Raw genomic sequence first — 21,699 nt, 5'->3', positions numbered from 1 at the left:
GTCGCTCAGCCCGCCGTAAACGGAATGCCCTCGAGCTTTTCCGGGAATTCCGGAACCGGCACCTTCATCCACTTGTCGTAGATCTTTTTCAGTTCGCCATTGGCCTTGATCTTGTCGATAAACGTATTGATCGAGGCGTTGATTTCCTTTTCGCCGAGCCGCGTGCAGGCGCCATTGTAGAGTTTCTGGAATTCCAGCTTGTTTTCGAATTCGCCGGGGCGGGCCTTTTCGACGCGGTCCATGTAGAAGATGTTGCCGCCGAGCGCCTGCACCTGGCCGGAGGCGAGCGCCTGGACGCTTGCCGCGTCACCATCGAAACGGCGGATCGTGGCGGTGGGCGGCGCGTTCTTCGTGACCTGTGTATCCTGCGCGGCACCCTTGGCGACGCCGATCGTCAGGTTTGCCATATCCTCATTGGTCTTGATCGAGGCGGATTTGGCGCCGATCAGCACGATGGCATTGGCGACATAGGGTTTTGAAAACTGCACGGCCTTGGCGCGGTCCGGCAGCATGGCCATGGTGGCGAAGAGCACGTCGACACGGCCGGTCGTCAGCGCCGGAATGCGGTTGTTCACTTCCAGCGGCACGAATTCGACTTCGACGCCGAGCTCCTTGGCATAGAGGGTGGCGATATCGGCATCCAGGCCATCCTGCTTGCCGGCGCTGGTGACGAAGCCCCATGGCGGGTTATCGCCCTGGATGCCGACGATCAGCTTGCCGCGGGCCTTGATTTCTTCCGGGGTGACGGCCGCGGCCGGGTTTGCAAGCCCGATGGCGGCCACGAGAGCGGCAGCACCCAGCATGGCGCCACGCCGCGTCAGCAAAGACTTCAGCATTGGAATTCTCCTCCTTTTGATGCCGTTACAACGGCCCACAGTCATCCTCTCCCGACTGTTCGCAACAATGTTTGCCAGAGGGGAAGCCATAAATCAACATAGTTTTTGAAAATCATATGAGACTTTTCATTTGGTCAATTGAATTGAAATCCTCACGACATTCGCCATAATGCCGTCAGGAGGGTCGCCGGCCTCAGCCGAAAAGCGGCCTGAACGAGGAGGATTGCCTGATATGAAGACCTCGATTGCGACTGTGACGATCTCGGGCGAGCTGCCGGAAAAGCTGGAGGCGATTGCGCGGGCCGGCTTTGACGGCGTGGAGATTTTCGAGAACGACTTCCTGGCCTTCGATGGCAGCCCTGCCGATGTGGGGAAGATGGCGCGGGATCTCGGCCTCACCATCACGCTCTTCCAGCCCTTCCGCGATTTCGAGGGCATGCCGGACAGTTTGCGGGGGCGCACCTTCGACCGCGCCGAACGCAAGTTCGATATCATGCAGGAGCTCGGCACCGACATGGTGCTCGTCTGCTCCAATGTCTCGCAGGCCGCCCTTGGCGGTATCGACCGGGCGGCGGCCGATTTTCGCGAGCTGGGGGAGAGGGCGGCCAAGCGCGGGCTGAAGGTGGGTTACGAGGCGCTCGCCTGGGGTCGCTTCGTCAACGATCATCGCGATGCCTGGGAGATCGTCCGGCGTGCAGATCACGAGAATGTCGGGCTGATCCTCGACAGTTTCCATTCGCTGTCGCGCAGGATCGACATCAATTCCATCCGCTCCATCCCCAAGGAAAAGATCTTCATCGTGCAGCTCGCCGATGCGCCGCTGATCGATATGGACCTGCTCTACTGGTCCAGGCATTTCCGCAACATGCCGGGCGAGGGCGATCTTCCCGTCACCGAATTTACCGAGGCCGTCGCCTCGACAGGCTATGACGGCTTCTTCTCGCTGGAGATTTTCAACGACCAGTTCCGCGGTGGCTCGACACGGGCGATTGCCGCAGACGGCCACCGCTCGCTGATCTATCTCGCCGACCAGATCCGCCGCAAGGTCGACACCCCGATCGGCGTGGAGATGCCGGCGCGGGCCGCCGTCAAGGGCGTCGGCTTCATCGAATTTGCCACTGACGATGAGGAGGCGGTAGAACTCATCGGCATTCTCGAAGCGCTCGGTTTTCGCAAGGTGGCGGTGCATCGCTCCAAGAGAGTGACGCTGTTCCAGCAGGGCAACATCCGCATCCTCATCAATGTCGATCCCGCCGGTTTCGCCAATGCCGCCTATGCCGTGCACGGCACCTTCGCCTATGCCATGGCGCTGGTGGTGGATGATGCCGCTGAGGCCTACGCCCGCGCGCTGGCGCTCGATGCCGAACCATTCACCCAGGCCGTGGCCGAGGGCGAGCTGCAGCTGCCTGCCATCCGCGGCGTCGGCGGCGGGCTGATCTATCTCATCGACGAGAAGAGCCCGCTCGGCCGTTTCTCCGAGATCGATTTCGAGCCTGTCGCGGAGGAGGGCGACGCTGCAGATGCCGGCCTCTTACAGATCGACCATATCGCCCAGACCGTCTCCTATGACGAGATGCTGACCTGGCTGCTCTTCTACACCTCGATCTTCGAGACCCGCAAAACCCCTGTGGTGGATATCATCGATCCCTCCGGCGTGGTGCGCAGCCAGGTGATCGAAAACGAGGCCGGCACGCTGCGCATCACCATGAACGGCGCCGAAAACCGCCGCACGCTCGCCGGCCATTTCATCGCCGAAAAATTCGGCTCGGGCATCCAGCATCTGGCCTTTTCGACCGAGGACATCTTCGCGACCGCCGAACGCCTGCGCGCCAAAGGCTTCAAGCCGCTGCCGATCTCGCCGAATTATTACGACGACGTCGAAGCCCGCTTCGGGCTGGACCCGGAGCTGACCGAGCGGCTGAAGGCGGAGAACATTCTCTATGACCGCGATGGGGACGGCGAGTATTTCCAGCTCTACAGCGGGACCTATGGGGAGGGGTTCTTCTTCGAGGTGGTGGAGCGGCGGAGCTATCGCGGCTATGGGGCGGCGAATGCGATTTTTAGGATTGCCGCGCTGAAGAAGCAGATGCGGCCGGAGGGGATTCCGAAGGATGCGGGGTAAGGGCTGGGTCTGCTTGACGTAAGGCGGGGGGGCCAGAGGGCACAACACGATTAGTCTGGCAGGATCGAAGGACGATCCCACTCTCACCCAATCCTTCCACTCGTCAGCACATGCTGCACCCCACTCTGCACATGCCGCCGTATCACCGCCCGCGCGCCCTCAATATCCCGCTTCAGCGCCAGCTCGAACAGCAGCTTGTGGTCATCCACCACTGCCTGCCCGCGAAAGCTCCGCGCCAGCATGTGATAGCGCAGAAACCGGTCGAACACCGATGACAGCGTCGCCATCAGCGTCGCCGAATTGCAGGCAGAGACGATCGCCTGATGAAACTCCCAGTCATAGCGCACCCAGTCGACGGTGCGTGACGCATCCCCCGCGAGCAGCTTCCTTTCGGCCGCCGCAAGCTTGTGATGGGCGGCGACGATGCGGCCTTCCCATTCCAGGTTTCCGGCGGCAAAGGAGAGGCCGATCGCGTGGGTTTCGAGCACGGTCCTGAGATCGGCAAGCTCCTCGAGCTCCTTACGCGAAGCCGGGCTCACCTCGAAGCCGCGCTGGCCTTCGGCGAGAACGAGGTTTTCCATGGCAAGGCGGCTCAGGATCTCGCGCAGCGAGGAGATGCTGATCGAATAATGCTCCTTGGCCTGTTCCAGCTTGATCTTGGCGCCCGGCGCCAGCGCACCCGAGATGATATCCTGCCGGATCTGCCGGAAGACGACGTCGCTGATGGTTTCGGAGGCTTCGGCCGTGGTCTTGAGCATCTGTTTTTCTGTCCTGCGCGGGCCAGCCATGGTCTATTTCGCCTGCTTCGCCGGGGTCGAAAGCAGGCCCCTGCCGAGCGCATGTTCGACACCGCCCTCGATATGGCGCTGCAGGATCGTCTTGGCCGTCTTGCTGTCGCGCTGCAGGGCCGCTTCCAGCAGCTGCTTATGCTCTTCTTCGGCCACCCCGCCGCGATAGGAGAGCGCCACCATCTGGTAACGCAGATATTTGTCGAAAACGGCCGAGTGCGTCTCCATCAGGAGCCTCGAGCCGCAGGCGGCAATCAGTGCCTGGTGGAACTCCCAGTCATAGCGCTTCCAGTCCTCCGCTTGGGCTGTATCGCCCGATGCCATGACCTTTTCCATGCGCGCCAGCTTGTAATGGGCCGAGACGAGCTGCGCCTCCCATTCCACATCGCCCTGCTCGAAGGATTGCTCCAGCGCATGTTCTTCCAGGAGCAGGCGAAGTGCAGCAATCTCGCGCAGGTCCGCGACGGAAACCCCCGCCACCTCAAAGCCCCGCTGCCCTTCGGCGACAACAAGCCCTTCCGACGTCAGCCGGTTGAGGATTTCGCGCAGGGTGCTGACGCTGGTCTCATAGGTGCCTTTGAGATTTTCGAGTTTCAGCTTCTGCCCGGGCGCAAGCCGCCCGAAGATGATATCGGCCCTGATCTGCCTGTAACCGCTCTCGGCGACAGTTTCCTCGATATCGTCCTGCCGCATGAGTCTCTCCGAGATTTTGCGTTTTCTCCTATATAGCGGGAGAACTCTGGCAGGTTCAATGGGAAATGGAATTGGCGATAAGGGAGGCGTGGCAAAATGCTGCAAAGCGGTCGTCTGCCGATGCAGTCCTGTTAGAGCGGCATTCACGTCAGGCAAGGCTTGTGAGGTAATGTGTCCCGATACCTTACAAATGCTTGACTATCTTATCAGGAATGTTTCCATTGTGCGATGCAGCATAGGAGCAACAATGGAACTCTCGTCAAAGCTCGTGAAATCCGTTGCCTACGATCCGTCAACCGGAGTCCTCGACATCGAGATTCGCCTCAAGGGCAATCGCAGGTATTTCAACGTGCCGCCGGTCGTCTACGAAAACCTGATCACGGCGACGTCGCCTGGCTGGTATTACACGCGCCATATCCGCGATGCGTTTCCGCGTTCAGTCGAAGGCGCGCAAGGAAGTGCCCAGAAACTGCTTCGCATAGTCGTCGGTAAGCGCGGTCAATTGTCGTAATTTGCTCGCCGTTCGAGTGAGACTGAAACCATTTCCGTGACGCAAGCTGGATATTTTTGTCGGTTTTGCGAAGGAGCCTTGGCATATTTAGAGAGGTTCTCTGCCGCCGCAACCGGTTTTCCTGATGGCGGTGGATGAATGGTCGCAGCCGACATCACCACATATCTTCGCAGGCTTTCTATTGATGCAGGAGCGATGACGGTCTGTGCAGGATAACTTATTCCGTCAATACGGTTGACCTTATTCCTCGTCTGAATAGATAGCCTTGCAGATGCGGAGATTGTAATGTCCAGAGACACAAACATTGATGCACTTCGACTCATCGCAGCCGTTGGCGTTGTTTCGCTCCACGTTGGGACGTTTCCAGAGTTACCGCGGTTAGCCGTCGACGTCCTGCAAAGCTTCCTTCGCTGGTGCGTCCCGGTGTTTCTGATGATCACGGGCTATCTGCTTGCCGATAGAGGACGACGTTTTCCTGACATCACCGTGCCTCGCATCGCGCGCATAGCGTCGCTCTATGGCCTGGCATTTGCGATCTATCTGCCGATCTACCTTTACCGTAACGGGGTCGGGGACGCTGACCTGGGGCTCATCCTGCGTGGTCCGGCAGGTCATATGTGGTACCTGAGCGCATTGCTTGTCGCGTTTGTGGTGATACCCGCTTTCAGGCAGATTGACGCCTACAGGCCGCTTGTCGCTTTTTCCGCGTTCGTGCTGATAGGATATATCGGGATCAACTATATGTTTTCATTGAAACATCGTGGTTTTGATATATTGTTGATTTTCAGGACCTTTATCGGTGTGCCGTGCATCATGGCTGGTGTCTGGCTGCGTAGGCACGGCGAAAGCCGCTTTTATACACTACTGCTTCTGGTGTCCGCGGCTCTGTGCATCGCAGAGATATTTGTGATCAAGGGGCTTGGCGGTGCAGCGCGCGATGCACAGTTCCTGTTCAGCACTTTGTTCATGGCAGCCGGCATCCTTGGCGCGACTATATCCATGAAGCAAGTACTGCCGGCACGCCTTGCCGAGATGGGGCGAGACGATAGCCTCGGCATCTATATTTATCACCCGATCTTCATCTTGCTGTTCACATTCGTGATCACAAAGGTGGCTGGCCTGTCGCCGCCTGGAACATTGATATGGATTGGCGCAACGGTCCTCACGGTTTGTTTCCTTTTTGGATCCAGGACGATCTCGCCCCACCTTCGACGAATCGAAGATGGAGATTTTCGCGCTGCCTCTCCCGTTGATTGAACGCGAGCTTTCGGCCCTGATGCCTAAGCATGTCGCGATCTCTCAGATTCGCTCGCGACGCTTTAGGCAACCACTGCCGCGGGCATTGGCGCCTTTGATGCGAGGCTCCACGCCGCCGCCGGGCTTCATCCCGGTTAAGAGAGCGGTAGCGGTGCCGTCAAAGCGCCTGATGTGGATTACGCGGAGGCGATCCGGTCGTCAAAGGCACGGATGCCATCAGGAAGCTCCTGCCTTTTTCAGTGATCTCGATGTGGTGCCAATCTGCGGTGAGGTCAAAATGCGCCGTTGATGTCACAAGGCCATTCTGTTTTGCCAAACGGAAGTGCCGTTCCTCGGCCAATTCGTCGTACTCCAGCGGGCCAAGCTCGATGATTCCCGCCGGTTGCCACAAGACGCTCATGCGGATTTCGTTCATCCACGAGCGCACCTTGTCCCAATCTTCGGAAGTTGGAGCAACGACTGCCGGTCCGTCCGGGTCTTGAAAGTGACCTGTCGCAGCAGCGAGAAGGTTGCTGAGAAGCCTGCCGAACCATTTCAGAAAACGTGGTTTTGACGGCCGCTGCAAGAGACGATCGCCCCTTGCAGCGGGTATTGCTGCAGACTCGCTAACGGAATCGGCCATATTCTGTCCAAGATGTACCCGACCTGAATGAACTTTTTATCAGGTTGCAAAATGCACGTAAATCGGGAGCTCCGGCCGGGCGTCAAAGGTCCAAAAAAAGTCAGCTGACCAATGCTGGATCTGTCATCGTTCAGCGAGTGGCGGATCTAGAGCGCCAGTCGTGCTTTTTCCGATTGGGACAGACGAGGCACAATCCAGTGATCGATGTAACCGGGGTGCGGATGAACGCCCTCCGGGGTGATTGCCCAATAGATAACGGCATTTGCCTGGAATGCCGTGTTGTAGGTATTGGCGAAGGTTACAAAATATGTCCCGTCACCCAGGTTCGTGACGTCGAAGACGACCCGGTTGGCGTATAGTCCTGGCTGGTACTCGACAAGGATGACATCGCCGACCTTCACTTCGGCATTCAAGATCCCGGAGGGATGAACCGAAACGCTATCGCCCGGCGTGTAGGACAGCATCGTGCCAAACTGGCCGAGATCCACGGCGGCGCGGAACTTGTCAGGGTTTGCGGGATAGTCGGTCCAGGCTTGGTCGACGTCGACATAGCCGTCGTGGCCGAAGCCATTATTGCTGCGGATATCGCCGTTGATGCTGTTGCGCCCGGTGATCCATGTTGCAGCGTTGACGGTGATGCCCGCCGAAGTCGCAAAGGCCGTCGAGGAGCTGTTCTGCGGCGGGATGGTGCACTGGATCACCTTCATGTCGATGCCGAGCCGCGCTTTGATGCGCGAAATCAGGCCCGTCATGCGAGATTTCCAGGTCGACGTGGTGGTGTTGTTGTCGTTCGTCCCCATCTGGTTAAGCACGACAGTGAACGGGTATTTACCACCGTTGAAGGCCTTGATGTCGTCAAGGATATCCCAGCGTAGAAAGGCGCTCGTCGTCAATTCCCGTGCCGACTGGGCCGAGGGGCAGCCGATGATCATATGCGGAATGCGGCCAAGACCGCCATCGGCATCGAGCCATTTGCTTTCCCAGCCGAGATTGCCTCTGATATCGGCAGTGGCGGAGACCTCCTGGCGCCCGTAACCGATACTATCGGTGGTGCCGAGAACCACGGGCCGGCCATCCCATTCGCCTTTGGCGACCATCATGTCCGGGCCGTAGCAGATCTGCTGGGAATTCGTCTGATTGCCGGGCGGGACGGCATAGAAGACATCGAGCGAAGGCGTGACGGGAGCGTCAGCGCCGACAAGGGCTTGGAGTGCTGACGGATCGGCGGCGGCCCAGAATTTTTCGCCGCGATGTTTCTGGATGCGGTAGGGGCCGACGAAGTTCTGGCCGGCGTTCACATGCCATCGGGTGATGACGATGAAATCCGCCTCGGCGTCGAGCGCGGGCGCAGTCGGGAAATCGCACCAGGCGCCCTTCGTGCCCGACGCAATCGTGACGCCGGGGCTGCCGCTGAAAACAGCAGGATAGGCCGCGCCGCCAATGACGAGATCGACGCCGTCGATCACGACGTCATTGCCGGGCAGAATCGTTTCCTGAGGGCCGAAGCCCTCGTTCAGGGCGAAGCCCGAGAAGTGAAAGCGGAAGCCGCGCGTCTTGTAGGGCGCGTTTCCAAATTTCAGCTTGCTTGCGAAGTAGTTGAGGCCGCTTGCCGCGGGCATCAGGAAGCCCGACGGCATGCGGGTGCGGGAGGCGAAGAACATGTAGCGGTTGGGTTCAACCCCGCCGCCACTGTTCGAGGTGTTTGTGGACGTCCCAAGGGACAAGCCGAGAGAAAGGCCAAGCATGGTGAATGCTCTCCTTGTTAATCGCTGTAGTGAAAGAGACGGCGAACTGCCCACGATCCAGGGTCAGGCGAGGATAACGGAGGGCGACTGGCCGATCCGGGCGCCGAAATAGCGCGTTTCGCCGGCATGAACCAACCAGCCGGTGGTCGCGGTGACAGGCGTGCGGAAGTCGACGCGAATTGCCGCATCAGTGGCCGTCACGGTCCAGAACTGCTCGTCGCTGACGGCTTCGACCGGCACGGCGAGTGCCGTCGTGGTTGCGTCCGCGTTATTGTGGCCCTCGATATCGGCCAGCGAAATCGGCAGGCTTGCGCCCGAGATTGCGTTCGTGCCGCTGCGGCTCAGATAGATGTCGAATTTGCTCATCGATTGTTTCCCTTCGTGTTCGCACCGGGTTCAGTGCATGTCGCGAAGTTGGAGCCGCGATGGTTGAAAACTAAACTTGAGGCTGGCACGTCTTGACCGGAGTTTTCAACCCGGGCGCCCAAAATTTGACCTTGTATTGCATTGCGAATCGAAGCCAATCTGAATTGCCCAGATGGGGGATATCTTGGCCCATAGTTTCAGATCCTGCCTATTCGCCGCAAGTCTCATGATTGCTTCTGCGGGCTTTGCGACGGCGGAAGAGATGCCGGCGTCCTGGAAGAAATCCATGACCAACGATCCGGCGACGAATTATTATGTCGCGGAGGCGATGAAGCCGCTCGCGAACTCGGATGCCCAGACATTGAGGGTCGTGAAGCTAGCGGATGCGCTCGGCAAACTCTGCAGCGGCGCGTCGCTCAACAAGAAAGCCCTCTATTCCTATATGACCGAGACTGGCTTTGCAGACATCAAGGGCAAGGCCTATAACGAAGCTGCCTTCCTTGCTGACAGCACCTTCCGCTATTTCGACTACCGTGCGCTTGCCCATCTCTGCGCGGGAAGCGCTTATCTCTTCGGACCCAAGGGCCAGCTTGCGCCGGGATTGCTGAAGACCGGCAAGGGCAAGCCGAAGATGAGCTACGATCCCGACAATCCATTCGTTCCCCTGCCGCCGCTGGCGCGGAAATCCTGACCGGGAGCGGCGGGAGAATGCGCGGACGTCTTGCGCGCTGCAGCAAATTTAGTCAGCATCGGGCATGCCGACTCTCAAGCAACTCTCCATTGCCTTAGGCCTGCTCACCAGTGACCAATCTCCCGTTCCCAATGAGGATGGCTGGGTAAATTACGTCTGGCGCGTTCACGCGGCACAACAATGCCTTGATGTCGAGGATGGTTTTTGCGAAATCGTCCAGGACAAGTGGGATTGGAAGCGGCCGCAATATTACAGTTTCTCATTCCGCTCGGACCCGGAGACCAATTCCGTCACGTCCCGCATCACGCTGCGGAACGAAGACCCCGAAGACGACGATCAGGTCTGCGTCGTCGCGAGTTTCCTCAATGCAGCCGGCCAGGAGGTGGGGATTTTCTACGCCAACTGGCGCGCGCTGCCTGGCCGTTCCTATACCCGCGAGGCGCCGATCTGGTTGAGCACCGATGTCCGTGAGATCGCGACCGTGGCAGTCGGCACGAAGCAATGCGACGTGAAGGCCAAGCCGGACGCTGAGAACTTCTACAGGATCAGGCTCGCGCTGAACCAGCGCTGACAGCGATGGGGCGAGGGCGCGTCCCCACTTTCGGCAAGACTATCGAAAGTCACCGCCGGATCGGGGAAGTGCCGGCGTATCGCTGGGGCTGCCGATCCTGCCGCCTTTCTTGATCCCGAGCGTTCCAGTTGGACGCGGGTCCGGCCGTTCATCATCGCGCGACGTCGCGATGACGAAAATAATGCCGAGCGCAAGCGCAATGAGCGGCGGCACAACGAAGATGATCAAGAGGTAATGCAGCGGTTTCATAGAGTGTCGTCAGCAGGCGAGCTTTTCACCTGAGCAGCGGCTTTCTTCAGTCGGTTGCAGTCCGCAAGTTCCACTGGACTTTCCTGCTGTCCACTCTCACTTGCCCGCTGCTGATGCTGCAAAATCAGCAGGAGACGAACCTGGATTCTTCCCGACTTTCCTAGTCCGGCTTTCCGTTAAAAGATATAACGACCGTCACATCCTGCTCGCAAACCAGTGACGCGTGGCGGGCCATTCGCGGCCAATGATATCTTATGACGTGCGGCTTTACCACAGCGTCAGCCAGTCTTTGTCGATCATAGCATAGTAGCCGATGCCAGCTTCGGATCTCTCCAGCGCGATCAGGCCACGCTCTCTCAAACGCTTGATCCTATCGGTTTTGACGGCAAGTGACCCGAGTTGGCCGTGGCGATGGAGGATGTCGCTGAAAATCAGCTCGCGGTCATCGAGCGGCCCCTCAAGAATGTCCCGCTGAATATCTGTGGGTTTTTCCGCCATACGGCGATCAGGAATTGCAGACAGTTTGTCATCAGGCACCCCATCACTTGATGACGGGGTCGTGGGCTGTGAATGCATCAGGCTCTGACTTTCGGCCTCGGAAGAATACCGATCGCCTGCAGATACCGCACAAGCCTGTCGCCAAAAGTCGGTGGAATTCCCATGATCTCGCGGCCAGCTGCCGTGAACTCGAAATACACGCCGGCAGAACTCAGGTGACGCGATACGAGACCGCCATCCTCCGCTCTCGATATGCCGGGGAACTCCTCATCCGGATCACAGTTTTCGAACACGAAAAGAGAGCCCTCTTCCTTAATCAGGGAGAGCACGCGAAGCAGTTGAGGGTCCATCATGGCGAGACTCGGGACATTAAGTATCGAGATACGTCTATCTTGGAACCTCAATAATCCCTAGAGAATAAAAGGCTTGATAGTGTTCAAGCGCATACCAATTATTGGGATCTTCTGGTCCGCCGTGCGGATATTTGAAGAATCTATCGCGGAACTTTCTTTATCAGACTGTTCGGTGAGCTTGGTACCATCGACAACGCCCGAATGGTTGCTCAGAGGCGCTGATCTCAGACCAGTAAACAGCCCGCAATTGTCGACGCGACAGAAATGCCGGATTCAGCGATGCCGTCATCCGCAACGGTGCTGTGATACCGCCGCAAGATTGTGGAGTATGGGGATTACTCAATTTGGACTATGCTTTTTTGTTGCGATGCAATATCAAGGCTGTGTTCTGAGATGAAACAGCCGGGAGCCCCACGTGCGACACATCAGGGAATATGACGGACTTCGCGGGATAATGGCCGTTTGGGTTTTGCTTGGTCATTTTACCGCGTCCATCTTTCTTTCCATCCCACACATCCCGGCAAACCTGTCCAACCGGCAAGCAGTCGATGTGTTCATCATCCTCAGCGGGTTTGCGATCGCCGCCTTGATCGACCGGTCTCGCGAGCCTTACGGCATTTACATCGCACGCCGGGTTTTGCGCATATTCCCCGTCTATTGGGTCTATCTGTCAGCATCGATAGCCGTGGCCCTGCTCTTGCCCTCCGTTTGGCAGGATGCGCCCGCTGGGGCGATGAAAGAGGCTAGAGCGGACATTCTCGCTTCGTCGATCGCCAATTTTTGGCCGAACATCGCCACCCATATCGCCGCGCTTCATAGCCTCATTCCCAATCGCATCATTCCCCAAGGCGAGTTTGCGTTCCTTGGTCAGGCTTGGAGCATTTCGCTTGAATGGCAATTTTACCTGATCGCCCCCTTTGCCATTCTGGCACTTTTGGCGGCAAGGCGATCATGGACGGCGGCGCTCGGACTTCTGGCGGTGCTTGTGGTTCTGGCCTTCATAGGCAGGGCCATGCCCATGGGATTTGTCGGCAAGTATGCCGCCTTCTTCGCGATCGGCATTGCAACGCACCACCTCATCAGCTGGCAAAGAACACATCAGATACCCGTCTCAACAATTGCTGCCGTCGCCATCATCGCCATCGGCGCCCTGATCCTCCTCAAGCTGAGCAGCGCGCTTCCGATCTCGATCTGGGTTGCCGTTTCGGCTTGCGTGATGGCGCACACCAATGGATATGAGTCGAGGTTTTCGAAGATGCTGACCAGCCCGATCGCCTTGTGGATCGGGGAGAGGTCCTATTCCGTCTATCTGGCGCACATGATCCCGCTCACGATCGGAATGGCTGCTTTGCAGGATGCTGGAATAGAGCAGCCGATCATGCACGCTTTATCGCTGCTGATCATCACCGTTCTCGGCACGGTCTTCCTTTCCTACCTGTCTTACAGGTGGATCGAACAGCCGTTCCAGCGGTTCGGGAAGCAACTGTCAGTTCGTGCTCAGCAAGCGCCGGTGTGATACCGATCAGGAATCCGGGATTTGAAATGATGGTGCGGCTTGTGATCCCGTTTTAGCCGACAAAGGCTAATCGATGTGTCGGTTCCAATGTCACCGGACGACGACATGGCGGATTGAGCCCTCATTTTATACCGTGAAAAGTTGCATATTGCGAGCTTCGCCAACTCAAACGATGTTGATCGCGCCTATGAATGTTATGCCCGGATTGGGGGCCTCGCGTATCTGCGAGGCCTTTTTCCGTTTTAGCGATCATCGCGTCCCGAAATACAATGCGGTCTTTAGTTCGCTCCGGGGGGCGTCCTGTCGATGTCTTTGGAGCCGCATTGGATCGTGGATTGAAGTCTGCGCGAACTCGGCCCGTGTGCGTTGGTCTGCCCGGTCTTCTATCCACAGATGACGGGGATCGGGCAGATCTAGGCGGCAGCGCGTCGGCCCGGCATCAGGATGCGAAGCATCACACGCTGTCCGTGCTTCTCGAAAACGAACCAGGATAGGTGAGCCAGCGCAATCGCAACGGCGAGATAGGCACACAAAGCCAGAGCGACACTTAGCTCCAACCCGATCGACGGTGACAGTCGCTTGGCGATCTTGGTGAAGCCGGAAACCAGCAGCGGGTGGATCAGGTAAAGCGAATAGGAAATTTGGCCCAAGTAATAGACAGGCTTGTTGCCAAACAGCCCTTCTCCAACCCTTGACCCTTGGGCAATCAGCCAGACGATCAGTACGATGATCAGGTAACTCAGGAGATCAGTGGCATCCCACAGCCAGCTCAGGGCCAGTGCCACAACGGAAACCGGGAGAAGATAGTCTGCCATCCGCAGCCGCCCAGAGCCCGCCCGCTCAGAGAGCGAGTAGCCGATGACGCCGAGAATGAAGCCGCAAAGCGCCCTGATCAGGGAGAAGGAGTGATCAGGTGATACGATGTCCATCGGTCCCTGCACGCCGAGGCCCATGTGAGATAGCCAAACGACAACGGCCAGCGTGCCAACGGCGATGACGGCCAGGATCGCCGTACCTTGGGCCGCTATCAGCGCGATGAGCGGGAACAAAATGTAACAAAACAACTCCGCGCTCACCGACCACGAGACCCCGATGATCGGCGTCGCATGGAGCCCCCATCCTGTCAGCATGAAGATATTGCAGAACGCATCCCACGCTTGAAGAGCGACCTGTTCGCCACCGCCCATATTCAGATGCAGTTTCATCGCGGCTATCAAGAGTATCGCGAGGTAGGCGGGATATATTCGGCATACGCGTTTTATTAGAAATTCTCGATAATCGGACGAGCTAAATCTGGCGGAAAAAATCGAGGCATAATTATAGGCGAGCACATATCCACTAAGCACAAAGAAAGCATCAACTGCGATGTAGCCTGGCCCTACCGAGAATATCCGGTCGCTCCCTAACGCTCGAGAAAAATGATATAAGGCTACGATTAATGCGGCGACACCACGAAAACCTGTCAGCGCGCGAATTTCTACTTTTTTTGCCATCAAATGAACCCTCGCCTTCACTGGGGGTGTTTACACTGGCGAATAGCCGGGTGAAACACGAATCCTTCGCCGGTTGCAAAAAAATCAGATCAGGTTGCAAATTCATCCCATTGCGATGCCGCAGTACTCCTGACGAAAAGGCGATGGGATTTGCACTACTGGAAGGAAGAAGCTCTGTCGTATTAACGCAGGCCCGCGGCGTTGTTGTGTCAGCCCGGCGATGATGCGTGGTTCGCAGGCGCGGCAGTCCGCCCTCCCGCTCCGCACGCCGCCCCATCACCCCACCAACTTCCCCTTATCCGCCTGCGCCAACCTCGGCACGATCCAATGATCCACATAGCCGGGCTGTGGATGAATCCCTTCCGAACTCACGGCCCAATACACACGGGCATTGGCCTGAAACGCCGTGTTGTAGGTATTGGCGAAGGTCACGAAATATGTCCCATTGCCAACATCGCTGACATCGATCACCACCCGGTTCGCATAAAGCCCCGGCTGGTATTCGATGAGGATGGCATCGCCGATCTTCGGTTGGAAATCGGCCGTTCCCGTCGGGTGCGTGCTGGAGCCGTCACCCGGCGTGACGGAGAGCAGGGTGCCGATCTGGCCGAGATCCACGGCGGCGCGGAATTTGTCGGGGTTTGCCGGGTCGGTCCATGCCTGGTCGACATCGAGATAGCCGTCGTGGCCGAAGCCGTTATTGGTGCGGATATCGTCGTTGATGCTCGCCCGTCCTGTCGTCCAGACGGGAGCGCTGACGGTGATGGCGGCTGATGTGGAATAGGCGGCGGTGGAGCTGTTCTGCGGCGGAATGGTGCACTGAATCACCTTCATGTCGGCTCCGAGCCGCGTCTTGATGCGACCAATGAGGCTGACCAGACGGGATTTCCATGTCGAGGTCGTGGTGTTGGCGTCGTTGGTGCCCATCTGGTTGATGACGATGGTGAAGGGATATTTGCCGCCGTTGAAGGCCTTGATGTCATCGAGGATATCCCAGCGCAGCAGTGCGCTGGTCGCCAGCTCGCGGGCGGATTGCGCCGAGGGGCAGCCGATGAAGAGATGGGGGATGCGGCCGGGGCCGCCGTCGAGATCCAGCCATTTGCTGAACCAGCCGAGATTGCCCCTGAGATCGGCAGAGGCGGAGACTTCCTGGCGGCCGTAGCCGATGCTGTCGCCGGTGCCGAGGACGACGGGCCTGCCGTCCCAGCCGCCCTTGGCGAGCATGAGGTCCGGCCCGTAGCAGATGAGCTGGCTGTTCGTCTGGTTGCCGGGGGCGACGGCATAGAAATTGTCGAGGATGGCCGTCGTGGGCGCATCGGAGGTTATGAGGGCTGTGAGGGCTGCGGCGTCGGCTGCGGCCCAGTATTTCTCGCCCCGGTGCTTCTGGATGCGGGCGGGACCGATGAATTTCTGGCCGACTGAGGCGATGTGCCAGCGGGTGATGACGAGGAAATCCTCCAGCGGGTCGAGCTCGCCGGTAAAGGCCGGAAAGTCGCAGAAAGCGCCTTTGGAGCCCGATGATATCGTCGCCCCCGGATTGCCGGAGAAGTCCGACTGGTAAGTGACGCCCTTGACGACGAGGTCCACGCCGTCGATGACCACATCGTTGCCGGCCACGATCGTTTCCTGCGGACCGAAACCCTCGTTCATGGCAAAGCCCGAAAAGTGGAAGCGCGGCGCCTTCGTCTTGTAGGGCGCATTGCCGAATTTGAGCTTGCTGGCGAAATAGGTGAAGCCGATGCTGGTGGTATCGACGGCATAACCCGAGGGCATGCGGGAGCCACGAGAAGCGAAGAACATATAGCGCTCGGGGTCGACGGGTTCTCCACCGCCCTTGACGGAGATAACAGGCGCATTGCCGTAGAGGCTGCGCCCATCCGATATCCTGACGGCGCCGAGCACGGGCAGATCGTTATGGACGGTCGCGCCATCGGTGACGATCTCGACGCCAAGGACAGGCTTGTTATCGACGAAGAGGGTGGTGTCGCCCACATCGCGGATGCCGATGACAGGGCGGTTGTTGAACATGCGCGTGCCGTCGGGAACGATGACGACGCCCTGGACGCGCTGCATATTATAGAGTTTCGCCATCGCTGCGCTCTGCCTTCGCTCGAAGAGAAAAAGGAGCGGCCGAAGCCGCTACGGCATCGGCCCGAAAATCGGAATCGATTTTCGGAAGCCTGATGCGTCGAATAAAAGAGCTGGAGCGTCCTTTGTGCGTCCGAATGGACGCACGGCGCCCCAGAGGTGGCCTGTCGATCAGAGGGGGTCAATCGACAGGCTGGGAGGAGTCCTGGATTTCCGGCGGCATCCAGTCCGGGGCGGGGCCGCCGAGCGCTTCCTGCACGCCGTTGCCGAGAGGCTCGGGAGGCTCGGGAGGCGTGGTGGGTTTGGCGGGCTTTGCGGATGGCTTTTTATCGGCCGGTTCCGCTTCCGCCTTGCCGGTTGATTTGTCGCCGGATCGGGCAAGACGCACCCATTTCGGGCGGCGCTTTTCGTCCTTCCAGAGCGCGTCGGCCACGCTGAAACGCTCGCCGGGGTCGCGCCTGGCGCCGCCGAAATAGCCTGGCTCGATGGCCACGACATCAACCATGCGAGGGAACCCCCGCGGTGAAGCCGGCGGTGATCTTGCCCGTGGTCGGGGCCGTGCCGGTCACGGTATAAAGCAGGCGCAGGTAGAGCTCGTCCGTGCCGCGCGGAATATGGCTCGGCGGGATGATCTTGCCAGCCTTGAGATCGGCGAGGTTGAGCGTCGTCGTGATCACTGATTTCGGCGAGGAGAAGGCCTCGTTGTCGTCGGTCTGGATGATCACAGCGAGCGAGGTCAGGTTGTTGAAGCTTTCCACCACCTGCATCAGGAAGGGGATCGGTTCGCCCTTGCCGATGTCGCGGGTGAGGCCGGCCTTGATCGGGCCGAGATGGATGACATTGGTGCTGGGGCCGGTTGTGGTGATCGCCTGTGCGTCCGAAAGCAGCGTCTGCCGGTCGAAAATCATGGGATGTACCTTTCTGGGATTCGCCCGCTACCCGTTGGTCGCGGATCGGGCAGTGAAAGAGAGGGTTGCCCGCCGCTCATCACGGCGGGCTTGAGGAAGACGATCAGGCGAGCGCCGGAACGGCGGCTTCGGTGTTGAGGATGGCGTCCGTTTCGCGGATCGGGATGCCGCGATAGAACTTCACTTCCTGGCCCTCGACGAACTGCGTGGTCAGGTGCACCGTGTTCTGCCGGTCGGAGGTCAGCGCGCGGTCTGACGACTGCACGTCGAGCACTTCGAGAACATCCTTGTTCATGTAGATGGCGATGCGGCTCGCCTTGGCGTTCAGGCGGCGAGACTGCAGGCGGTAGTAGCCCTTGCGCAAGAGCGACCAGAGATCGACGCTGCCGGCCATCATGTCGGAGACGTCGATATTGGCGACGCGGGCGTTGTAGCGCCAGTCCTTGACGGCGGCACCGATATGCCAGGTGTAGAGCGTTTCCTTGGCATAGTAGGGGTCGCCGTTGGCATCGAGCACGCGCTGCTCGCCCTTGTCGTCGATCTTGACGCCGGCCTTGGTGCCCTTGGGGTAGAGCAGGTGGGTGGCGTGGTCGCCCCAGGTGACGAACCAGATGGAAGTGTTGTCGGCGCCGGTGCCACCGCCATTGACCACCTGGTTGGCGATGTTCGGCTGCGCCACGTTCGGCAGGTTGGGGTTATAGGCGGAGTAGCGGGCGGAGAGGCCCTTGAACTTCTCCGGCGTGGTTGCCGTATCATGATAGAAAAGGCCGGACGCCATTTCCTGGCTCAGCGACTCGATGAAGGGCATGGTGTCGACGAGACGGGCCTTGGCCTTGTCGGGGGCCAGATCGAGCAGGCGCATGTCGATTTCCGAGCGGGCATGCACGAAGCCCGTCGTATCGTCCACCTGCTGCATGGTGGCCTTGGACTGCTTGATGCCCTGGTAGAGCCGGCCCCAGGAGACCGAGGGCAGGCCGGTGCGCACCATATGGCGGTGCACGGCATCCATGTTGCATTCGACGGCCATCGCGTCGTCGAGGATCGGGTTCTGCTGCGAGAGAAGCTCGATGACGGCGCCTTCGGCGGAGCCTTTGAATGCGTCAACGAGATTGGGGTAGTAGCTGCCAATGGTGGCCATGTCTTATCAGCCCTTCGGTGCGTCTTTGGGAAACATCAGGTGCGCGGTTTCGGCTTTCCTGCCGTTTCCGCCCGCGCCGCCATTCGGTGGGTTGTCCTCCTGGATCATCGATCCGACCTTTGCGAAAATTCTGATCATTTCGGGGTGGTTGCCGCCGCCGCTGGTATTCAGGTACTCGCGCAGCGCCGGCGTGCCGAGGCGGGAAAGCGCGCGCTGGGCGGAGCCCACGGTGCTGCCCCATTTTGCGCCGCCGATCTCGCGGTCCCTGCGCGCTTCATCCGCCCAGCCCTGAACGCGGCCGGCCCAGGCTTCGCTGGCCGCCTTGCCGCGCCGGCCCTGGATCTCGATGAAGCGGTCGGCCAGTTGTTGTGCCTGCCGGTTGGTCAGGCCGAGATCGTGGAAATCAGGGCCGAGGGCATCGATCAGTTCCTGATCCACCTCGATGCCCTCGGGCATGGTGAGCGAATAGCGGCCATCGTCGGGGACGCGATCATCAGGGTCATTATCAGCGGTATCGTCGGGTTTGCCGGTGTCATGATCGGCAGCGTCGGCATGATCGTCGCTACCGTTGTCACCGTCCGGTGATGACGCATCATCCGGAAACAGAATGGTCTCCGGTGCGGCGCTTTCGCCCAGATCGCCGCCACCGCTGCCGGTTCCCTCGGCGCTGCGCAGAACGATCGGAAAGGAGATCCTGCTAAGCATCGATATCATGGTCTTCGCCTTCCTCTTGTTCGGCGCGGCTTGCCGCCGCTGCCTTGTCTGTTGCCTTGAGATCCGCGACGGCGAGCAGCAGGCGCGGATAGAGCGTCGGGTCGATGCGATCGAGCTCGGCGATCAGCCGGCGGCCGACGCCCTGTTTTCCGAGCGTGTAATGCGTCGCGTTGCCAAGCTCTCCCGCATAGGCCTCCTGGTAGACGGCGCATTGTTCCAGCATCCAGAACAGCACACGCTTGCCGGAGGCGGTCGCGAAGACCTCGCGAAACGCCATCGTGATTTCGTCTCGCTCAATGATCTGGGGGATGGATGGTTGATCCTTAAAATGATCCATCAGGCGAGCCCCAGCTGGCGCAGAAGTGCTGCGCCATTCGGGTTGTCATTGGCATCGGCCAGCACCTGTGCCGCCTTGGCGCCCTGGTTCAGCGCAGGCGCCACCTGCGAGGCCATCTGCGCCGTCTGTGCCGCCTGCATCTGCTGCGCCCGCTGGGCGCGCATATCCTCCACCTTGTCGTCGGCGAGGATCATCGAGGGCGGGGCGCCGATCGCATCGAAATAGAGGTCGATCGCCTCGTCGACATCGAGCTTGTCGAGCGCTTCCGGCTTGACCGCCGAGACCTGGCCCATGAAGGCGACGCCACGCTCGATTGCGCCCGTCGCCACCGCCTGCTGCGCCTGGGCGAGCGTGGAAATGTACTCCACCTTCAGCTCGGTTCCCTGCAGCTCCGGCGGCGGTGGCGGCAGCTCGTCACGGGCCGCCAGAATATCGAAGGTGCGGTCTATGGTCGGGCCGAGCTGATCGCCGAAGACGTTTTCGAGTACGGGGCCGAGCTGCAGCAACTGCTCTTCCTTGCGCTGCGTCAGCTCGAACTGGTTGCGCGGCTGCACGCCTTCCATATTGGTGATGGCGAAGAAGAGATCGGCAAAGAAGGTCTTCTCGATGCGGTTCTGCACTTCCTGAATATCTTCGCGCAGTTCCGCCAGGCTGAGGTTCACCTCCATCGCCGGGCGGAACCCCTTGCCGGTGGGGTCATCAACGTAATTGACCGCACCCGGCAGCAGCGAGGCCGGGCTGTTCAGCATCGAAGTCGGCGCGTTCATCGGCGGGCGCACCTTCTTGTCGATACCCTCGAGCTTTCGCGTCTGTTCGAGCTGCAGCATCCTGATATCGCCGAGCGCCTTCTGGCCGGGCGAGAGCGCATAGTGATCGTCTTCGGAAAGCTCCCAGGCCGGCGCGATAATCGGGTTGGAGTCGAAGCCGCTTTCTTCGAGCAGATCGCCGCCGAGCTCGTCGATCCAGTAATTGGAGAGGAAGGCCTTGTTGCGCTTGTCGATCAGCCTTGGGTCGCGGTCATAGCGCGGTTCGATGGCGTGATAGACGTCGAAACATTCGCCATATTTCGACGAGTCATAGAGGCTGCGCAGCCGCTCCGGCACATTGTCATAACCGAAGCGCTCGATGATGCGCTGCACGCTCCAGCGGAAGGTGCGGTAAAGCGTGGTGGCCTTGCCTTTGTGATCCCTCGCGATCCAGAAGCGGCCATGCACCAGCTGCTGCACGCGGATGACCGTCTCCTCGTCTTCCACGAGAATGGCGACGGATTGGCCGAACTGGCCGAGATCGCCATAGCCGATATGAAAGGCGCGGTAGAGGTTCGACGCCGCAAAGACCTCGCGCATCTTGTCCTGCACGGCGGCGAGGTAGACTTTGACGGAATCCTGCTTCTTCAGATCGGGATCGAAGGTGGTCAGCCGGAACCAGGGCCGGGCAGGCGAGGTGAGGCCCGAATGCATGCCTGACTTCAGCGTCTCATAGGCATGGCTGCCGGTGCTGTCGATGATCTTGTCGCGCGAGCGCGGGCCTTCCCGGTCGGAATGCAGCCTGAGCCGCGTCGGCTCGATATGCTCTGCCAGCGCCCGCCATTCGGCCTCCCAGGGCTGGCGAACCTCCTTCAGCTCCGCCAGCCGGCGGCGGTGATAGGCAATTTGCGTCTCGTTGTCGCGACGAGGATTTTCCATAGATGATGTCAGCCTCTATTGCCCGAGCAGCGTCTTCTTGAGCGTATTGCCCGAGAGCGACGGCGATTGCGTATCGGCGAGAACAGGTGCGCCCGAGGGCGAGGTCAGGATGGTGGAGGGCGCGCCCTTCACCTTGTCCGAGGCGCGGCGTGCGGCGGTGGATTGGGCGGCGGCATAATCGGGCGTCTTCTGCTGGGCGTATTCGGGCGGCGCCTGCGGCGGCTCGGCTTTCGGCGGCGAGGAGAACATGCACATGGGTCATCCGATCGTGAGGGTTGAGCGGTTGGACCGGGTGGAGGAGGGTGGCCTCCAGCCGGTTCGGCGTCGATGGGAGGCAGCCTGCGGGGTGAAAGGTTGTGGGGGTGACATGGGGTGGCGACGGATGTTCGCTAATGTGAAGAGGCTGGACTGTGCCGTGTGGTGCCCGAAGGGCGGATGAGGGGGCCACACGGTAGATGGCTTCGATCAAACCCCGGCCGTATCGACCTGGATGACGCCAACCTGAAACGCTGAAGTTT

The 21,699-nt window shown here is 59.6% G+C and carries 25 protein-coding genes; 6 read left to right on the top strand and 19 right to left on the bottom strand.

Annotated features, from left to right (window positions below):
• Positions 1–5: 5 nt before the first annotated feature.
• Positions 6–836, bottom strand: a complete 831-nt coding sequence (locus KQ933_RS10660; RefSeq protein WP_216758740.1) for a transporter substrate-binding domain-containing protein — start codon at positions 834–836, stop codon at positions 6–8.
• 232 nt (positions 837–1,068) lie between these two features.
• On the opposite strand from KQ933_RS10660, the gene KQ933_RS10655 reads away from it, so the two are divergent.
• Positions 1,069–2,958 carry a bifunctional sugar phosphate isomerase/epimerase/4-hydroxyphenylpyruvate dioxygenase family protein gene (locus tag KQ933_RS10655; RefSeq protein WP_216758739.1) on the top strand — a complete coding sequence of 630 codons (1,890 nt, stop codon included), beginning with the start codon at positions 1,069–1,071 and terminating at the stop codon, positions 2,956–2,958.
• A gap of 83 nt (positions 2,959–3,041) precedes the next feature.
• Here KQ933_RS10655 and KQ933_RS10650 read toward each other — a convergent pair whose 3' ends face one another.
• Both KQ933_RS10650 and KQ933_RS10645 read right to left on the bottom strand, forming a co-directional pair.
• Positions 3,042–3,716, bottom strand: a complete 675-nt coding sequence (locus KQ933_RS10650; RefSeq protein WP_216758738.1) for a GntR family transcriptional regulator — start codon at positions 3,714–3,716, stop codon at positions 3,042–3,044.
• A gap of 33 nt (positions 3,717–3,749) precedes the next feature.
• Entirely contained in the window at positions 3,750–4,439 is a 690-nt protein-coding gene (locus KQ933_RS10645) for a GntR family transcriptional regulator (protein ID WP_216758737.1), read from the bottom strand.
• A 247-nt stretch (positions 4,440–4,686) separates the two neighbouring features.
• Between KQ933_RS10645 and KQ933_RS10640 the strand changes: the two genes are divergently transcribed.
• Positions 4,687–4,950, top strand: coding sequence for a KTSC domain-containing protein (locus KQ933_RS10640; RefSeq protein WP_216758736.1), 264 nt, complete (start codon positions 4,687–4,689; stop codon positions 4,948–4,950).
• Here KQ933_RS10640 and KQ933_RS10635 read toward each other — a convergent pair.
• Entirely contained in the window at positions 4,938–5,255 is a 318-nt protein-coding gene (locus KQ933_RS10635; RefSeq protein ID WP_216758735.1) for a hypothetical protein, read from the bottom strand. The genes KQ933_RS10640 and KQ933_RS10635 overlap by 13 nt on opposite strands.
• Between KQ933_RS10635 and KQ933_RS10630 the strand changes: the two genes are divergently transcribed.
• Positions 5,236–6,207: an acyltransferase gene (locus KQ933_RS10630; protein WP_216758734.1), complete on the top strand. Its 972-nt coding sequence runs from the start codon at positions 5,236–5,238 to the stop codon at positions 6,205–6,207. The two genes, KQ933_RS10635 and KQ933_RS10630, sit on opposite strands and share 20 nt — an antisense overlap.
• 157 nt (positions 6,208–6,364) lie before the next feature.
• Here the strand turns inward: KQ933_RS10630 and KQ933_RS10625 are convergent, their stop codons facing one another.
• The 3 genes from KQ933_RS10625 to KQ933_RS10615 all read right to left on the bottom strand — a co-directional run bounded on the left by KQ933_RS10625 (position 6,365) and on the right by KQ933_RS10615 (position 8,940).
• Positions 6,365–6,829, bottom strand: coding sequence for a hypothetical protein (locus tag KQ933_RS10625; protein ID WP_216758733.1), 465 nt, complete (start codon positions 6,827–6,829; stop codon positions 6,365–6,367).
• A gap of 146 nt (positions 6,830–6,975) precedes the next feature.
• The gene (locus KQ933_RS10620) at positions 6,976–8,574 is read right to left on the bottom strand and encodes a hypothetical protein (RefSeq protein WP_216758732.1); all 1,599 of its coding nucleotides are present in this window, start codon (positions 8,572–8,574) and stop codon (positions 6,976–6,978) included.
• A 63-nt stretch (positions 8,575–8,637) separates the two neighbouring features.
• Entirely contained in the window at positions 8,638–8,940 is a 303-nt protein-coding gene (locus KQ933_RS10615; protein WP_216758731.1) for a hypothetical protein, read from the bottom strand.
• Between the two features lie 286 nt (positions 8,941–9,226).
• Between KQ933_RS10615 and KQ933_RS10610 the strand changes: the two genes are divergently transcribed.
• Positions 9,227–9,631 (top strand): hypothetical protein, encoded by a 405-nt coding sequence (locus KQ933_RS10610; protein WP_253958317.1) that lies wholly within the window; start codon positions 9,227–9,229, stop codon positions 9,629–9,631.
• A 64-nt stretch (positions 9,632–9,695) separates the two neighbouring features.
• Entirely contained in the window at positions 9,696–10,202 is a 507-nt protein-coding gene (locus tag KQ933_RS10605) for a hypothetical protein (protein ID WP_216758729.1), read from the top strand.
• A 39-nt stretch (positions 10,203–10,241) separates the two neighbouring features.
• Here the strand turns inward: KQ933_RS10605 and KQ933_RS10600 are convergent, their stop codons facing one another.
• The 3 genes from KQ933_RS10600 to KQ933_RS10590 form a co-directional block, all read right to left on the bottom strand.
• Complete coding sequence (locus KQ933_RS10600) at positions 10,242–10,451, bottom strand: hypothetical protein (protein ID WP_216758728.1); 210 nt, start codon at positions 10,449–10,451, stop codon at positions 10,242–10,244.
• A 267-nt stretch (positions 10,452–10,718) separates the two neighbouring features.
• Positions 10,719–10,988, bottom strand: a complete 270-nt coding sequence (locus tag KQ933_RS10595) for a hypothetical protein (RefSeq protein ID WP_216758727.1) — start codon at positions 10,986–10,988, stop codon at positions 10,719–10,721.
• Positions 10,989–11,026: 38 nt separating this feature from the next.
• On the bottom strand, positions 11,027–11,302 hold the full coding sequence (locus KQ933_RS10590) for a hypothetical protein (protein ID WP_216758726.1): 276 nt from the start codon (positions 11,300–11,302) through the stop codon (positions 11,027–11,029).
• 415 nt (positions 11,303–11,717) lie between these two features.
• Between KQ933_RS10590 and KQ933_RS10585 the strand changes: the two genes are divergently transcribed.
• A complete protein-coding gene (locus tag KQ933_RS10585) occupies positions 11,718–12,818 on the top strand; it encodes an acyltransferase (RefSeq protein WP_216758725.1) in 1,101 nt (366 codons plus the stop codon).
• 413 nt (positions 12,819–13,231) lie between these two features.
• Here the strand turns inward: KQ933_RS10585 and KQ933_RS10580 are convergent, their stop codons facing one another.
• From KQ933_RS10580 to KQ933_RS10540, 9 genes are all read right to left on the bottom strand, one after another.
• On the bottom strand, positions 13,232–14,311 hold the full coding sequence (locus KQ933_RS10580) for an acyltransferase (protein ID WP_216758724.1): 1,080 nt from the start codon (positions 14,309–14,311) through the stop codon (positions 13,232–13,234).
• A gap of 276 nt (positions 14,312–14,587) precedes the next feature.
• Positions 14,588–16,402, bottom strand: coding sequence for a hypothetical protein (locus KQ933_RS33410; RefSeq protein WP_253958316.1), 1,815 nt, complete (start codon positions 16,400–16,402; stop codon positions 14,588–14,590).
• Between the two features lie 178 nt (positions 16,403–16,580).
• On the bottom strand, positions 16,581–16,904 hold the full coding sequence (locus KQ933_RS10570) for a hypothetical protein (RefSeq protein ID WP_216758723.1): 324 nt from the start codon (positions 16,902–16,904) through the stop codon (positions 16,581–16,583).
• Positions 16,897–17,307, bottom strand: a complete 411-nt coding sequence (locus KQ933_RS10565) for a Bbp16 family capsid cement protein (protein WP_216758722.1) — start codon at positions 17,305–17,307, stop codon at positions 16,897–16,899. Before KQ933_RS10565 ends, KQ933_RS10570 begins: the two co-directional genes overlap by 8 nt.
• A gap of 103 nt (positions 17,308–17,410) precedes the next feature.
• Complete coding sequence (locus KQ933_RS10560; RefSeq protein WP_216758721.1) at positions 17,411–18,445, bottom strand: major capsid protein; 1,035 nt, start codon at positions 18,443–18,445, stop codon at positions 17,411–17,413.
• A 6-nt stretch (positions 18,446–18,451) separates the two neighbouring features.
• Positions 18,452–19,159, bottom strand: a complete 708-nt coding sequence (locus tag KQ933_RS10555; RefSeq protein ID WP_216758720.1) for a hypothetical protein — start codon at positions 19,157–19,159, stop codon at positions 18,452–18,454.
• Positions 19,143–19,496 carry a hypothetical protein gene (locus tag KQ933_RS10550; RefSeq protein WP_216758719.1) on the bottom strand — a complete coding sequence of 118 codons (354 nt, stop codon included), beginning with the start codon at positions 19,494–19,496 and terminating at the stop codon, positions 19,143–19,145. The genes KQ933_RS10555 and KQ933_RS10550 overlap by 17 nt, the downstream gene beginning before the upstream one ends.
• Entirely contained in the window at positions 19,496–21,181 is a 1,686-nt protein-coding gene (locus tag KQ933_RS10545; RefSeq protein ID WP_216758718.1) for a portal protein, read from the bottom strand. The genes KQ933_RS10550 and KQ933_RS10545 overlap by 1 nt, the downstream gene beginning before the upstream one ends.
• Positions 21,182–21,196: 15 nt before the next feature.
• The gene (locus tag KQ933_RS10540) at positions 21,197–21,436 is read right to left on the bottom strand and encodes a hypothetical protein (RefSeq protein WP_216758717.1); all 240 of its coding nucleotides are present in this window, start codon (positions 21,434–21,436) and stop codon (positions 21,197–21,199) included.
• Between the last annotated feature and the right edge of the window lie 263 nt (positions 21,437–21,699).

This window comes from Rhizobium sp. WYJ-E13 (assembly GCF_018987265.1).
Lineage (GTDB): Bacteria > Pseudomonadota > Alphaproteobacteria > Rhizobiales > Rhizobiaceae > Rhizobium.
The sequence above is the reverse complement of the archived record's forward strand: the minus strand, read 5'-3'. Positions and strand labels throughout refer to the sequence as shown.